This is a genomic window from Flavobacterium sp. KH_035 (assembly GCF_057839565.1).
Genome location: NZ_CM174492.1, coordinates 3335152 through 3349748, shown reverse-complemented (window position 1 = coordinate 3349748; position 14597 = coordinate 3335152). Strand labels below are relative to the sequence as shown.

The 14597-nt window shown below is 35.3% G+C and carries 14 protein-coding genes; 9 read left to right on the top strand and 5 right to left on the bottom strand.

Going from position 1 to position 14597, the window contains the following annotated elements; genetic code table 11:
• Window positions 1-63: 63 nt before the first annotated feature.
• Complete coding sequence (locus AC3IS6_RS13785; protein ID WP_489160143.1) at window positions 64-2199, bottom strand: S9 family peptidase; 2136 nt, start codon at window positions 2197-2199, stop codon at window positions 64-66.
• 67 nt (window positions 2200-2266) lie between these two features.
• On the opposite strand from AC3IS6_RS13785, the gene AC3IS6_RS13780 reads away from it, so the two are divergent.
• The gene (locus AC3IS6_RS13780; RefSeq protein WP_489160141.1) at window positions 2267-2587 is read left to right on the top strand and encodes a YbaB/EbfC family nucleoid-associated protein; all 321 of its coding nucleotides are present in this window, start codon (window positions 2267-2269) and stop codon (window positions 2585-2587) included.
• Window positions 2588-2753: 166 nt separating this feature from the next.
• Here the strand turns inward: AC3IS6_RS13780 and AC3IS6_RS13775 are convergent, their stop codons facing one another.
• Window positions 2754-3773, bottom strand: coding sequence for a threonine aldolase family protein (locus AC3IS6_RS13775; RefSeq protein ID WP_489160139.1), 1020 nt, complete (start codon window positions 3771-3773; stop codon window positions 2754-2756).
• 151 nt (window positions 3774-3924) lie between these two features.
• On the opposite strand from AC3IS6_RS13775, the gene prfB reads away from it, so the two are divergent.
• From prfB to hemN, 8 genes are all read left to right on the top strand, one after another.
• Window positions 3925-5023 (top strand): peptide chain release factor 2 gene (gene prfB / locus AC3IS6_RS13770; protein ID WP_489160137.1). Its coding sequence is split into 2 segments (ribosomal slippage): window positions 3925-3987 and window positions 3989-5023, totalling 1098 coding nucleotides; the frame shifts between segments, so codons are not numbered across the junction.
• 163 nt (window positions 5024-5186) lie between these two features.
• The gene (gene msrB / locus AC3IS6_RS13765; protein ID WP_489160135.1) at window positions 5187-5633 is read left to right on the top strand and encodes a peptide-methionine (R)-S-oxide reductase MsrB; all 447 of its coding nucleotides are present in this window, start codon (window positions 5187-5189) and stop codon (window positions 5631-5633) included.
• A gap of 352 nt (window positions 5634-5985) precedes the next feature.
• Window positions 5986-6984 carry a UDP-3-O-(3-hydroxymyristoyl)glucosamine N-acyltransferase gene (gene lpxD, locus AC3IS6_RS13760; RefSeq protein ID WP_489160133.1) on the top strand — a complete coding sequence of 333 codons (999 nt, stop codon included), beginning with the start codon at window positions 5986-5988 and terminating at the stop codon, window positions 6982-6984.
• A 215-nt stretch (window positions 6985-7199) separates the two neighbouring features.
• Window positions 7200-8828 carry an acyl-CoA carboxylase subunit beta gene (locus AC3IS6_RS13755; protein WP_489160131.1) on the top strand — a complete coding sequence of 543 codons (1629 nt, stop codon included), beginning with the start codon at window positions 7200-7202 and terminating at the stop codon, window positions 8826-8828.
• 122 nt (window positions 8829-8950) lie between these two features.
• Window positions 8951-9373 carry a DoxX family protein gene (locus AC3IS6_RS13750; RefSeq protein ID WP_264523507.1) on the top strand — a complete coding sequence of 141 codons (423 nt, stop codon included), beginning with the start codon at window positions 8951-8953 and terminating at the stop codon, window positions 9371-9373.
• A gap of 120 nt (window positions 9374-9493) precedes the next feature.
• Window positions 9494-9841 carry a hypothetical protein gene (locus tag AC3IS6_RS13745; RefSeq protein WP_489160129.1) on the top strand — a complete coding sequence of 116 codons (348 nt, stop codon included), beginning with the start codon at window positions 9494-9496 and terminating at the stop codon, window positions 9839-9841.
• A gap of 113 nt (window positions 9842-9954) precedes the next feature.
• Complete coding sequence (locus AC3IS6_RS13740) at window positions 9955-10425, top strand: hypothetical protein (protein WP_489160128.1); 471 nt, start codon at window positions 9955-9957, stop codon at window positions 10423-10425.
• Between the two features lie 117 nt (window positions 10426-10542).
• Window positions 10543-11907 (top strand): oxygen-independent coproporphyrinogen III oxidase, encoded by a 1365-nt coding sequence (gene hemN / locus AC3IS6_RS13735; RefSeq protein ID WP_489160126.1) that lies wholly within the window; start codon window positions 10543-10545, stop codon window positions 11905-11907.
• On the opposite strand, the gene AC3IS6_RS13730 is transcribed toward hemN, so the two are convergent.
• From AC3IS6_RS13730 to ccoG, 3 genes are all read right to left on the bottom strand, one after another.
• Complete coding sequence (locus AC3IS6_RS13730) at window positions 11904-12605, bottom strand: sulfite exporter TauE/SafE family protein (protein ID WP_489160124.1); 702 nt, start codon at window positions 12603-12605, stop codon at window positions 11904-11906. The genes hemN and AC3IS6_RS13730 overlap by 4 nt on opposite strands.
• A 109-nt stretch (window positions 12606-12714) precedes the next feature.
• On the bottom strand, window positions 12715-13164 hold the full coding sequence (locus AC3IS6_RS13725; protein ID WP_489160122.1) for a FixH family protein: 450 nt from the start codon (window positions 13162-13164) through the stop codon (window positions 12715-12717).
• A gap of 12 nt (window positions 13165-13176) precedes the next feature.
• Window positions 13177-14595, bottom strand: coding sequence for a cytochrome c oxidase accessory protein CcoG (gene ccoG / locus AC3IS6_RS13720; RefSeq protein ID WP_489160120.1), 1419 nt, complete (start codon window positions 14593-14595; stop codon window positions 13177-13179).
• Window positions 14596-14597: the final 2 nt, after the last annotated feature.

Genomic DNA, 14597 nt, shown 5'->3' with positions numbered 1-14597 from the left:
TAGTTAATCAAAGGCATTTTAAAATAACCTTGATAGGTTGCAAATTTAACAAAAAATTTCTAATTAGCTTTTAATTTTTTCTAAATCTAATAAAAAACTAAATTCTTTTGCTAAGTCTTTTAGAGCCTCAAAACGTCCTGAAGCTCCGCCATGTCCGGCATCCATATTAGTATCTAAAAACAATAAATTACTATTCGTTTTTAAGTTTCTCAATTTGGCTACCCACTTGGCAGGTTCCCAATATTGTACCTGCGAATCGTGTAATCCGGTAGAAACGTACATGTTAGGATAATTTTGTGCTTTTACATTATCATACGGTGAGTACGACAACATATAATCGTAATATTTTTTATTATTGGGATTTCCCCATTCATCATATTCTCCTGTTGTCAACGGAATACTGTCGTCCAGCATTGTGGTAATAACATCTACAAAAGGCACTTGAGCGATCACTCCGTTGTACAATTCCGGTGCTTCATTTACGATAACCCCCATTAAAAGTCCTCCGGCTGATCCTCCTTCTGCATACAAATGTTTAGAAGAAGTGTATTTTTCGTTAATGACAAATTTAGAGCAATCGATGAAATCTGTAAAGGTATTTTTCTTTTTTAACAGTTTTCCATCTTCATACCACTGCCTTCCTAAATCTTCTCCCCCTCTAATATGGGCAATGGCATAAACAAAACCACGATCCAGCAATGAAAGTCTCGTAGAAGAAAAATAGGTATCCATTGTAATTCCATAAGAACCATATGCATAAAGAAGTAATGGATTTTTACCATTCTTTTCCAACCCTTTTTTATAAATCATCGAAATCGGCACCTTAACGCCATCTCTGGCAGTTGCCCAAACACGTTCTTCGATGTAATTATCTTTATCAAATTTTCCTCCTAAAACCTCTTGTTCTTTTAAAACCTCCTTCGTTTTAGTCTTCATATTAAAGTCGATTACAGAAGATGGCGTCGCCAGCGATTGATAGCTGTAACGTAAAACATCTGTATCAAAATCAACATTTGTAGTAGTAAAAGCATTATACGTTTCACTGCCAAAAGGAAGATAATAATCCGGTTCACCATTCCACGGCATAATGCGAATGTGGTTCAAACCATTTGAGCGTTCTTCTACTACTAAGTAATTCTTAAAAATCTCAATATCTTCTAATAAAACATCTTCACGATGCGGAATAAGATCTACCCAATTCCTTTTCCCTGTTTTGTTTTCAGGCGTTTTCATCAGCTTGAAGTTAGTCGCCTTGTCTTTATTTGTTAAAATATAAAAGCAATCTTCAAAATGCGAAATACTATACTCCAGCCCACGAACACGAGTCTGAAACACTTCAAACTCCCCATCCGGATTATCTGAATTTAAAATTCTGTATTCCGTCGTTAAAGTACTTCCGGAACCAATTACAATATACTTTCTTGATTTTTCTTTACTAACAGAAACATTAAATGTGTCATCCGTTTCATTAAAAACCAAAACATCTGTTACGGAATCTGTATTTAATTTATGTCTGAAGATTTTATCAGCTCTTAAAGTTACTTCGTCCTGTTTGGTATAAAAAACGGTTTTATTATCATTAGCCCAAACAGATCCTCCTGTTGCATTTTCGATTTTATCTGATAAAATTTCTCCGGTCTCTAAGTTTTTAAATTGAATGGTATAAATTCTTCTTCCCACAATATCCACTCCAAAACTTGCAAATTTATTGTCAGGACTTATACTTAAACCTCCTAATTTAAAGTAAGCATGTCCTTTTGCCAATTCATTACAATTGAATAAAATTTCTTCGGCTGCGGAAAGACTGCCTTTTTTTCTGGAAAAAATTGGATAATCCTGTCCTGTCTCAAAACGAGTGATGTAAAAATATCCGTTATAAAAATAAGGAACCGAGGAATCGTCTTCTTTAACTCTTCCTTTCATTTCCTCATACAAATCTTCCTGAAATCCTTTTGTATGGGAAGTCATTTTCTGATAGTACGCATTTTCCTGATTCAAATAATCAATTACCTCAGAGTTTTCGCGGTCATTTAACCAAAAATAATTATCTACTCTAGCCTCTTTATGTTTTTTTAGTGATTTTGGGATTTCTTTGGCTTTTGGAGCCATTATATCGTTTTGCATTGATTGAGCATTAGTTTTTAAATACGGAGCAGCAAAAATACTACAAACACAACAGAACCAAATTAATTTTTTCATAAAATATCTATTGCTTTCATACAGCAATATACTAATTTTGTATGAAATAATTTAAAAATCAACAAAAATGGACTTAATGGGAATGATGGGCAAACTTAAAGAAACCCAACAAAAAATTGAAGATACAAAAAAGCGTCTAGATACTGTTTTGATTGATGAACAAAGCGCTGACGGATTATTGAAAGTAACATTAACCGCAAATAGAAAAGTAAAATCAATCTCTATTGATAATTCTTTATTAGAAGATAAAGAACAACTGGAAGACTATCTTATTGTAACTTTTAATAAAGCAATAGAAAAAGCAACAAGCGTAAACGAAAAAGAATTGGATGCCGTTGCCAAAATGGATATGCCAATGATTCCGGGAATGGATAATCTTTTTAAATAACTGAGGTTCTGAGGTTCTGAGGTTCTGAGGTTCTGAGGTTCTGAGGTTCTGAGGTTCTGAGGTTCTGAGGTTCTAAAAAAAAGCTGTCCTAAAGTGACAGCTTTTTTTTTTACTTGTAGTATTTAAAATCAAACCTTAGTATCTTAGAGGCTTAGAACCTTTTCCGCTAAAACTTCTGCAGCGTTTCGATCACATAAGTATGCATTACTTCTTTGTAATCTAAATGTGTGACAATTCTAAGCTTATTATGCCCCATCGAGCTTATTAAGATATTTTTTTGTTTTAATTTCTCAATCAAAAGCTGATCGCTGTATCCCTCGGCCAAAGAGAAAATCAAAATATTAGTTTCCACCGGTTCTATGGCTGATACCCAGGATTTTGCACTTAAAACAGCCGCAATTTCTTTGGCTCTTCTATGGTCTTCTGCCAGTCTTTCAATATTATGTGCCAAAGCAAACAATCCCGCTGCGGCTAAATAACCTACCTGACGCATCCCTCCACCAAGTATCTTCCTTATTCTCAACGCTCTACGGATATCTTCTTTGCTTCCAAGCAGCACAGAACCTATTGGAGCACCCAATCCTTTAGACAAGCAAACCGAAATCGTATCGAAAATTGCTCCAAATTCTTTTGGGTTTTGCCTCTTAGCTACCAGTGCATTCCAAATTCTGGCTCCATCTAAATGGAATTTCAGATTATTGGCATCACAAACTTTTTTTATATCTCTTAAATCTTCTAATTCATAACAAGCCCCACCTCCTTTATTAGTGGTATTCTCTACACAAACCAAACTCGTTAACGGACTGTGATAAAACTCTGGATCGTTAATTGCCGCAGCAACCTGACTCGCATTTATCATCCCGCGATGTCCGTCTAACAAACAACAGGAAACACCGCTGTTAAACGAAACTCCACCTCCTTCATAATGATAAACATGAGCATATTTATCTGCAATCAATTGTTCTCCGGGTTGTGTATGTAATTTAATTGCGGTTTGATTTGCCATAGTTCCAGATGGAAAAAAAAGCCCGGCTTCCATACCAAAAAACTCAGCTACTCTAGTCTCTAATTCGATAACTGTAGGATCCTGCCTGTATACGTCATCGCCAACATGAGCATTAAACATATACTGCAACATTTCGTATGTTGGTTTAGTAATGGTATCGCTAATTAAATTTATTTCCATATTCTAAAAACTATATCTTATTTTTGTACAGCAAAATTACGTATTACTGTTAGTTAATTTTGGTAAGTTGCAGTAAATTTTAACTTCCCAATTACTATAGAACCAAATTAACGTAATATTTGTAAAAAACATATAAAACTACTATTAATTTATGACAACGACCGAACAAATAAAAGGTATTGTGGAGCGCCTTGGTGCGTTGAGGAGGTATCTTTGACGTTGATGCCAAGCTAATCGAAATTGCAAACGAAGAAGAAAAGACCTTTGCGCCTGATTTCTGGAACAATGCAAAAGAAGCCGAAGCTATTGTAAAAAACCTTCGAAACAAGAAAAAATGGATCGAAGATTACAACAAAGCAATCGAACTTACAGATGAATTACAACTGGCCTATGATTTTTACAAAGAAGGCGAGCTTTCTTCAGAAGAATTAGACGAACATTACAACACCACTCAGGCACATATTGAAAACATTGAGTTCAAAAACATGCTTTCAGATGAAGGCGACAGTTTAAGCGCTGTAGTGCAAATTACGGCTGGAGCAGGTGGAACTGAAAGTTGTGACTGGGCTGGAATGCTGATGCGTATGTACATGATGTGGGGAGAAAGTTATGGTTACAAAATTAAAGAACTAAACTTTCAGGCTGGTGAGGTTGCCGGAATCAAAACTGTTACCTTAGAATTCGAAGGCGATTACTCTTTTGGATATTTAAAGGGCGAAAACGGAGTACATCGTTTAGTTCGCATCTCTCCTTTTGACAGTAATGCCAAACGCCATACTTCATTTGCATCCGTTTATGTGTATCCGTTGGTAGATGATAGTATCGAGATTGACATTAATCCTGCCGATATCGAAATTACCACTTCGCGTTCAAGTGGTGCAGGAGGACAAAACGTAAATAAAGTTGAAACTAAGGTACAATTAGTGCACAAGCCAACCGGAATTCAGATTCAATGTTCCGAAACACGTTCTCAGCAAGACAACAGACAACGTGCTATGCAAATGTTACGTTCGCAGTTATACGAAATCGAACTGAAAAAACAACAGGCACAACGTGCCGATATCGAAGCCGGAAAAATGAAAATTGAATGGGGCTCACAAATACGCAATTATGTGATGCAGCCATATAAACTGGTAAAAGACGTTCGTACGGGCTATGAAACCAGTGATGTTGATGGCGTAATGAACGGCAACATTGATCCGTTCCTGAAAGCATTTCTAATGATGATGGGACAGAAAGAGGAAGAGTAATTCGTTATTAGTATTCAGTCGCAGTTTGCAGTCGCAGTGAACTGAATACTAATAAAGAATGCTTAAAAAAGTTTGCAGTCACAGTATACAGTCGCGGTAAACTGAATACTGCGACTGTATATTAAGAACTGAGAACTGCAACGATAAACTTAAAAAAAAAGTTATGATAAAATGGGCAGATATAATTCGTTTTACAAATAAAGGAAATCCGATTCCAGAAAAGAGGGTAGAAAAAACAGAACAAGAATGGAAACAGATTCTAACTCCGGAAGAATTTCAGGTAACCCGATTAAAAGGCACCGAAAGATCTTTCAGTTCTGAGCTTTGCAGTTTGTTCGACCCCGGAATCTATGAGTGCAAATGCTGTGGAACCTTGCTTTTCGATGCTTCTGAGAAATTTGAATCAGGAACGGGTTGGCCATCATTTACGCAACCCTTAAAAGAAAATGCGATCGGATACCATGCCGATAAATCGTACGGAATGATTAGAGTTGAAGTTGTTTGTAATACCTGTGATGCACATTTAGGACACGTTTTTCCTGACGGTCCGGAACCCAGCGGCCTACGATATTGCATTAATGCCATTTCTCTTTCCAAAATAAAAGATTAAAAAAATAAAAATCGATTCCTTTCATGAAAAGCGAATCGATTTTTTTTATACCAACAATCTTTCACATAGCTTTTAATTAATTTGTAAGTTACTACCTATCAATAATTTAATACCTGATTCCAATCTTAATTCACATCAAATCAAAACCAAATTTGCACCAAAAAACCAATGATAACAACTTAAATACAAACTAAAAAACATTACCAAATCAATAGCTAAAATGTTAATTTTGTAATATTTGCACTATTATTTTAAATATATTTCAACAAACTCAAAAATAACATTAGGTAATTAGAATCTAATTGATTTTATTTGGGAAAAATTAACCCCTATAATCTATTACATTCATTAAATGAAATCCTATTCAATTCAAGAAATTAACGAGGTAATCAATGGCGTAATTTACGGCACTACTTCACAAAGCATTACAGCCACAGAACAATTAGAAAAAGCTACAACTTCAGAAATTTCGTTTATAGGAAACAAAAAATATGAAAAATACTGGTCAACTTCAAATGCATCGATTGCAGTAGTTAACGAAGATATTTCAATAGAGCCAGGGGAAAATCGTGCATTTATCAAAGTAAAGAATGCCGATTTGGCCATGTCACAAATTTTAGCCCTTTTTGCCCCGCCTACCCCAATATTTCATACCAATATTCACAGAACAGCTACTGTCGACGAAACGGCTATCATTGGTGAAGGTGCCAAAATTGGTGCTGGTTGCTACATTGGTCCAAAAGTAACAATTGGTTCTCATGCAACTATTTATCCAAACGTAACCATTCTCGATGAATCTACTGTTGGAAAAAACACCATTATCTGGTCAGGAACAGTTATACGCGAACGTTGTCATATCGGTAACGATTGTATCATTCATCCTAATGCAACGATTGGCGCAGACGGTTTCGGATTTCGTCCTTGTAGTGAAAAAGGCTTGGTGAAAATTCCACAAATCGGAAACGTAATTATCGGAAACGGAGTTGAGATTGGTGCAAACACTTGTGTAGACCGTGGAAAATTCAGCTCGACTATTCTTGGAGATGGCTGTAAAATTGACAACTTAGTACAAATCGGACATAATAGTAAATTAGGTAAATTTTGTATCATGGCTGGAAACAGCGGCCTAGCCGGTTCTGTAACTTTAGGAAATGGTGTCATCATTGGAGGAAGTGCTTCTATAAAAGACCACACCACTATTGGTGATGGTGCCGTAGTTGGAGCGGGTTCAGGAGTTATCTGCGATGTTGCTGCCGGAAAAACTATGTTGGGCTACCCAGCTGTAGAAGCTCGTGATGCTTTAAAACAATGGGCCATTCTAAAACGAATGGTTGGCGATTCTAAAAAATAATCTAAACAAAAATATACAGATAAAAAACCAGAAGGCAGCTTCTGGTTTTTTTTATGAATTGTCAATAAACATGCTCTTTACTTCTTAAAAAAAGGCATTTAAATTTTAAATACCAGAGGCTCAATTTTATTTCACATCCAAATGATATTTATTATGTGGGTTTCAATTGATTTTGTAAATTAGCCAACACTATTTTGTTAAAACATTAATATATTATGGATTTAAACTTCAATAAAAACGAAGATCACAATAAATTACTACTTTCTGAATTAAAACACAAATTTGCAAAAGTAAAACTAGGCGGAGGTGAGAAACGTATCGAAAAGCTACATGCCGAAGGCAAAATGACTGCAAGAGAACGCATCGACTACCTGCTGGACGAAAATTCTAAAAGCATTGAGATTGGAGGGTTCGTTGGAGAAGGAATGTATGCTGAACATGGTGGCTGTCCGTCCGGAGGAGTTGTCATTAAAATAGGATACATCAGAGGAAAACAATGCATTGTGGTAGCCAATGATGCTACCGTAAAAGCCGGTGCCTGGTTTCCAATCACCGGGAAGAAAAATCTGCGTGCGCAGGAAATTGCCATGGAAAACAGATTACCAATAATTTATTTAGTAGACAGTGCAGGTGTTTATTTACCACTTCAGGATGAAATTTTCCCGGATAAAGAGCACTTCGGAAGAATTTTCAGAAACAATGCACAAATGAGCAGTATGGGAATCACCCAAATTGCTGCCGTAATGGGAAGCTGTGTTGCAGGAGGTGCCTACCTGCCTATTATGAGTGACGAGGCTTTAATTGTAGACAAAACCGGAAGTATTTTCCTTGCAGGAAGCTATTTGGTTAAAGCCGCAATTGGAGAGACCATCGACAATGAAAGTTTAGGTGGTGCCACAACGCACTGTGAAATCTCAGGAGTTACCGATTACAAAGCCAAAGACGATAAAGACGCCCTTGAAAAGATAAAAAATATCGTAGACAAAATCGGTGATTATGACAAAGCCGGTTACAGCCGTATCAAAGCCGCAAAACCTGCTCTGGAACCCAAAGATATTTACGGAATCTTGCCAAAAGCGAGAAACGAGCAATATGATATGATGGAAATCATCAATCGTTTGGTTGATAACTCAGAATTCGAAGCTTACAAAGAAGGCTACGGTCAAACAATAATTACGGGTTATGCCAGAATTGATGGCTGGGCAGTTGGAATTGTAGCTAATCAAAGAAAAGTAGTAAAAACAAAAAAAGGAGAAATGCAATTTGGAGGCGTAATTTACTCGGATAGTGCTGACAAAGCCACTCGTTTTATTGCCAATTGCAATCAGAAGAAAATACCTTTAGTTTTTTTACAGGATGTTACGGGTTTTATGGTCGGATCAAAGTCAGAACATGGCGGAATCATAAAAGATGGTGCTAAAATGGTGAATGCTGTAAGCAATTCCGTTGTGCCTAAATTTACCGTAATTGTTGGAAACTCTTACGGAGCCGGAAACTACGCAATGTGCGGAAAAGCCTATGATCCAAGATTAATTTTTGCCTGGCCAAGTGCTGAGCTTGCCGTTATGGGAGGAACTCAGGCTGCAAAAGTACTTGCTCAAATCGAAGCTTCTTCACTGAAAGCAAAAGGAGAAATCGTAGACGAAGAAAAAGAAACAGAATTATTTAACAGAATAAAAGCACGTTACGACGAACAAACCTCTCCGTACTATGCTGCTTCAAGATTGTGGACAGATGCTATCATTGACCCTCTAGACACCCGTACCTGGATTTCTATGGGAATTGAAGCAGCTAACCACTCTCCAATTCAAAAACCTTTTAATTTAGGAGTGATTCAGGTTTAAATTCTCAAACATTCCTATCAACACGTTAAATTAAAAGTAAAAAACTTATTTTCAGCTACTTAAAACAGATATATCATTAAAAATCAGTAACTTTAATGGGTAATTTTTAATCACGTAGTATCATGGAAAATGTAAAAAGTTTAAATAAATGGGCCAATTCGCACACTTATTTACCTGTAGATTTAGTACGTATTGTATTGGGGATTTTTTTATTTATGAAAGGAGTTTCATTTGTAACGAATGTTCAATATCTGCATGATTTAATTTCTCCCATTGATAAATTTGGTGGCGGAATGTTTTTATTACATTATATAGCGCCAGCCCATATGATTGGTGGTATCATGATTGTTTTTGGGCTACTCACCCGTTGGGCAATAGCTGCTCAGTTACCCATCCTTTTTGGGGCCATTTTGATTAATTTTATGGGGCACATGCATTCGGAAAGCTTAATTCTCGCTATTGTAGTCTTATTGGTTTGCGTATTCTTTTTATTCTACGGAAGCGGAAAACACTCAGCTGATTATTATTTCAAAATGCAACAATAACTTTGTTTTATCCTCAACTACGCCAATTAAATGTTGAGGATAAAATAATTAGTTCTTTTTTAAAGTTAATTAATGCAGCAAAATTTCTTTAATTGTCTTTTAAGGGTTAAATTCGCGACCATGAATTGGATTCGTAAGACCACTATTTTTGTATCACTTTTGATCATTGCTTTTTTTGCCTCTCAGGCAAACGAATCTGTAGTGGAAAAAACTGAAAACAAAAAGGCAGATACTACTTTTTCTATCGACTATACCGACTCTTTGGCTTTTATACAGCCACAAACAGGCTATAATCTGGTAGGAAATATCAAAACGAATCATCCCGGTTTAATTAAGTGGTTTGACTCTTTATTGGTTGCTATTCCACAACATCATGCTGTAAATACAGCTTCAAACTTTGCCAGTCAATTCAACATCCAGAGCAAAAAGATCCTTTTAATGCTCTACCCTTTCCATTTTTTCTGGTAGATTATTTTATGAAATTCTAGCGGAGAAGGCATTTCTTCTCCAAATCAATAAACCGTTTTCATCCTGAAAACTATTTACTATTTCATAATAATTTATCAAATTTTACAACAAAAATGGAAACAAGTGTAACCATAATTGGTATTGTGATCGCCATCATAGTAGCCATTCCTATTTATTTTTCAGCAAGATCAAGTGCCGCAAGCAAAACGAAAATCTTAAACATAAAAAAGAAATTCAATCCGGCACATCCTGAAAATTTTGATCTAACAGAGTCTCAAAGCAATAAAACATTGACTATAGATCAAAAGAACAGAAAATTTATCCTGATGAACTTCAATCCAAATCAGGAGGAATCTACTTATGTCGATTTAAAAAGTGTCTCTTCTTGCAAACTAGCGTTGACAACTGATGGAAACTCAGACACGATACTAAAAATTGATTTTGAATTTCTGAACAGAGAAACATCTAAAAAAATTACAATTCCTTTCTATGATTTCGATGATGACCGTATCAAACAAATAAGCGCTTACCAGGATCATATGTTTGCGAAAAAATGGCTTAAAATCATTCAGGATTCTATTTAATGTTAGTTATTTAATTCAGTAAAAGAGGCTCATTTTGAGTCTCTTTTTTTTACATGATATTTGTCATTTTATTTCAAGTGCCAGTATTCTAATTTTGAGTATCCAAAATCCTCTTTTATGAAAATTTCACTGACACAGAAATACAACGTTCCCGGCCCACGATATACCAGTTATCCAACAGTTCCTTATTGGAATGAAAACAACTTTAATGAGCAAAAATGGATTACATCATTCCAAAGAGCTTTTCTGGAAAGTAATTCACAAAACGGAATTAGTTTATATATTCACTTACCTTTCTGTGAGAGTCTGTGCACTTTTTGTGGCTGCAACAAACGTATTACAAAAAATCACTCTGTCGAAGAAACTTATATCAAAGCACTTTTAAAAGAATGGAGTCTTTACTGTAATTTACTTCCCAAAAAACCGATCATAAAAGAAATTCACTTAGGAGGTGGAACTCCAACCTTTTTCTCCAAAAACAACCTCGAACAACTCATAAATGGTATTTTCAACAGTGCCCAAAAAGCCGAAAACCATGAGTTTAGTTTTGAAGGTCATCCTAACAATACAACTTACGAACAACTTAAAAAATTACACGATCTAGGTTTTCGAAGAGTAAGTTTCGGTGTTCAGGATTACGCAGAGAAAGTTCAAAAAGCAATTCACAGAATTCAGCCTTTTCATAATGTTGCGAAAGTTACCCTTTGGGCAAAAGAAATAGGCTATACTTCTATTGGCCATGATATCATATTTGGTCTTCCTTTTCAAACTGTTGAAAATATTATTGACACTGTTGAGAAAACAAACTCCTTAAAACCGGATCGTCTGGCTTTTTACAGTTATGCGCATGTACCCTGGATAAAAGGAAATGGCCAGCGCGGGTTTAATGATGAAAATATCCCAAAAGATGCCGAGAAAAGAAAACTATATGAAGTTGGCAAACAATTGCTTGCTCAAAATGGCTATCATGAAATTGGAATGGATCATTTTGCTTTCGCGTCTGATAGTTTGTATAAAGCAGTACAAAATAAAGAACTTCATCGAAATTTTATGGGATACAGTGCCTCAAAAACACAGCTTATGATAGGTTTGGGTGTTTCATCTATTAGTGACAGCTGGTACAGCTTTGCTCAAAACACCAAAATTCTGGAAGATTATTATCAACTGTTGGAATGCAATAAATTACCTGTTATAAAAGGTCATGTTCTTGATGATGAAGATTTAATAATCCGAAAACACATTTTAAACTTAACCTGTGAATTTGAAACTTCATGGGGTGATGAATCTTTATATTTTAAAGAAATCCCGACTGTTTTATCTGATTTAAAAGAAATAGAAAATGATCAATTAATTGTTATTGAAGAAAACAAAATTAGTATTACCGAAGCAGGCAGGCCTTTTGTTCGTAATATTTGTATGGCTTTTGATTTGCACTTAAAAAGAAAATCTCCCGAAACAAACCTCTTCTCTATGACTGTTTAATGACAGTTAGGAGTCGACTGGACAAACAAACTCATATTAGATGGAGAAATATAAGGAATTCCTAAACCTAAGCCTCTAAGAATAAATAAAACTCCAATTATCACAGCAACATAAGGTATTGCTTTCTGTATTTTATTTCTAAAGGGAAGTTTGATCAACGAATTTACATACACTACAACTGTCATAAGCGGTACAGTCCCCAATCCAAACAGCAGCATGTACAGAACTCCTAAACTGGCGCTTTGCATTGCTATAGCGCCAAATAAGGCTACATAAACCATTCCACAAGGCAAAAAGCCATTTAACAGTCCTATAGTAAAAAGAGATTTATAACTTCGATCTTTAAATTGATTTCCTAAGCTTGATTTTACCCTGGAGATAACTTTATAGATCGGTTTAGAAAAGTTGTATTTTGAGAAGACTTTCTCAGGGACTAAAACAACGACTATCATCGCTAGGCCAATAAAAATTGACATTTTTTGCTGAAGTCCGGCTAAAAAGAATCCTCTCCCTAATAGTCCAAAAATCAGCCCTATGGTCATGTAAGACGTCAATCGCCCTAGATGATAGGTTATAATCTGAGTTACCTTTTTGGCTTCATTCTGACGATCCACAGGCAACATCATCGCAATTGGACCACACATTCCGATACAGTGTAAACTACTTATTAATCCAAATATGAAAGCGGAGTACAACATCTTTTTCTTTTTTTGCTATAGATTACATCTCTAATAATGATTAAAAAATCTATACGAACAATGACCTGTCTATTGAAATAATCTCCTTTTAACAAGTCATTTTGCAATATTAATTTACATAGATTACCTCTTTTGACAAGTATTTTTTTCCATCGTACTGCCATTCCATGTTAACATCCCAACGACCTTTTATCAGTTTGTTTTTTGGAATCAACAATACTGAATTGGTTAAAACAATCTGGGTATTAAAATCAAATTTTTTATTTGACGGACGGTACAATAATATATTCCCTTTGACTTTATCATTTTCAAAAGTGGTAGGAAAAACAATTTCAACTCCATCTTCTTGATAGGCAATTAAAGGTTTTTGCTGCAAATCCTGAGCATTTTGAACACGTGCCATTTCATCCTGAAAATGTGAATCATGCTTGTAATATTCTTCTACAACCAAATCATTATCATACTTACTGTTGGACTGCACTTCAAAAACAAAATATAAAATAAAAGTCATAAACAATGCAAATGCAATGACAATCCCGGTTCCCCAATTTATTTTCATAATCGTATTTTTTTAATTAAAACTTCGTGGTCCTAAAAAGTTGGTAGTGGTGGTTTCCAATAATTCTTTACCATTATAAACCCCAATCTTCACTTTTGTTTTATCACTTTCTAAAAGTACTTCGTCTATTTCTATAAATAATGTTCCTTGAGAAATGCCTTCTTTAGCCACTTTAAAATGTGTTTTTCCAACATTCTTAATTTCACCTTTTTGGTCGATTAGTTCAAAATGAATATCATTATAATCTTTCATCGTTTTATTGACAATTTTATAAGTATACACATTACTAATTTTATTTCCTTTATGCTGAAACAATTGTCCTGGCAAACGTAGAATGACTGCCTGCACATCTGTTCTTAAAAACAACATTCCAACAAACACACTTAGCAAAATGAATAAAACCGCAGTATAACCTTTCATTCGCGTGGTAAATTTAAAAGATGCTTTTTTCTCAATTTCATCTTCAGATGCGTAACGAATCAATCCTTTAGGTAAACCAACGTTTTCCATAATGGAATCACATTCATCGATACATGCTGTACAATTTGTACATTCCAACTGTGTCCCGTTTCTAATGTCAATACCCATCGGGCAAACGTGTACACATTGATGACAATCGATACAATCTCCTTTTCCGGTTAAAGCTCTGTCTTCTTTTTTATTAAATTTAGCACGCCCTGCCTCCTTTTCACCACGCACAAAATCATACGCCACATTGATAGACTTATTATCAAGAAGCACACCTTGTAAACGCCCATAGGGACAGGCAATAATACAAACCTGCTCTCGAAACCAAACAAATACAAAATAGAAGACTCCTGTAAAAATAAGCAATGCAATAAAATTACTTGCCTGTTGAATTGGTCCTTGTTCTACCATTAAGAAAAGCTCGTCACTACCTACAAGATAAGCTAAAAATACATTAGCAATTCCAAAAGAAATCAGAAAAAAGATAGCCCATTTGATCCCTCGTTTTCGAATTTTCTCAGCGTTCCATTCCTGTCTTGACAATCGTATTTGTGCGCCGCGATCTCCATCGATCCAGTATTCAATTCGCCTGAAAACCATCTCAAGAAAGATTGTCTGTGGACAAATCCATCCACAAAAAATTCTTCCAAAAACAACGGTAAACAAAATAATAAACACAATACCTACCAGCATTGATATTACAAAGAGATAAAAATCCTGAGGCCAAAATGGAAATCCAAAAATATTAAAGCGTCGCTCTATAACATTGAACATCATGAACTGGTTTCCATTTATTTTTATAAACGGATTCGCAATTAAAATCGCCAGCAAAACATAACTGACTATTTTCCGGTATTCATAAAATTTACCAGACGGTTTTTTAGGAAAAATAAATTTTCTTTTACCACCTTCATCAATAGTTCCAATGGTATCTCTAAAAGCTTCGTCTGGTAAATTTGACATGG

What these genes read in the sequence shown, in the direction of transcription:
- AC3IS6_RS13730 (WP_489160124.1), bottom strand. Translation starts at nt 12,605, where the DNA reads ATGTTGTACTCCGCTTTCATATTTGGATTAATAAGTAGTTTACACTGT.
- AC3IS6_RS13750 (WP_264523507.1), top strand. Translation starts at nt 8,951, where the DNA reads ATGGAAAATGTAAAAAGTTTAAATAAATGGGCCAATTCGCACACTTAT.
- AC3IS6_RS13785 (WP_489160143.1), bottom strand. Translation starts at nt 2,199, where the DNA reads ATGAAAAAATTAATTTGGTTCTGTTGTGTTTGTAGTATTTTTGCTGCT.
- AC3IS6_RS13755 (WP_489160131.1), top strand. Translation starts at nt 7,200, where the DNA reads ATGGATTTAAACTTCAATAAAAACGAAGATCACAATAAATTACTACTT.
- AC3IS6_RS13775 (WP_489160139.1), bottom strand. Translation starts at nt 3,773, where the DNA reads ATGGAAATAAATTTAATTAGCGATACCATTACTAAACCAACATACGAA.
- AC3IS6_RS13740 (WP_489160128.1), top strand. Translation starts at nt 9,955, where the DNA reads ATGGAAACAAGTGTAACCATAATTGGTATTGTGATCGCCATCATAGTA.
- lpxD (WP_489160133.1), top strand. Translation starts at nt 5,986, where the DNA reads ATGAAATCCTATTCAATTCAAGAAATTAACGAGGTAATCAATGGCGTA.
- msrB (WP_489160135.1), top strand. Translation starts at nt 5,187, where the DNA reads ATGATAAAATGGGCAGATATAATTCGTTTTACAAATAAAGGAAATCCG.
- AC3IS6_RS13745 (WP_489160129.1), top strand. Translation starts at nt 9,494, where the DNA reads ATGAATTGGATTCGTAAGACCACTATTTTTGTATCACTTTTGATCATT.
- AC3IS6_RS13725 (WP_489160122.1), bottom strand. Translation starts at nt 13,164, where the DNA reads ATGAAAATAAATTGGGGAACCGGGATTGTCATTGCATTTGCATTGTTT.
- AC3IS6_RS13780 (WP_489160141.1), top strand. Translation starts at nt 2,267, where the DNA reads ATGGACTTAATGGGAATGATGGGCAAACTTAAAGAAACCCAACAAAAA.
- hemN (WP_489160126.1), top strand. Translation starts at nt 10,543, where the DNA reads ATGAAAATTTCACTGACACAGAAATACAACGTTCCCGGCCCACGATAT.
- ccoG (WP_489160120.1), bottom strand. Translation starts at nt 14,595, where the DNA reads ATGTCAAATTTACCAGACGAAGCTTTTAGAGATACCATTGGAACTATT.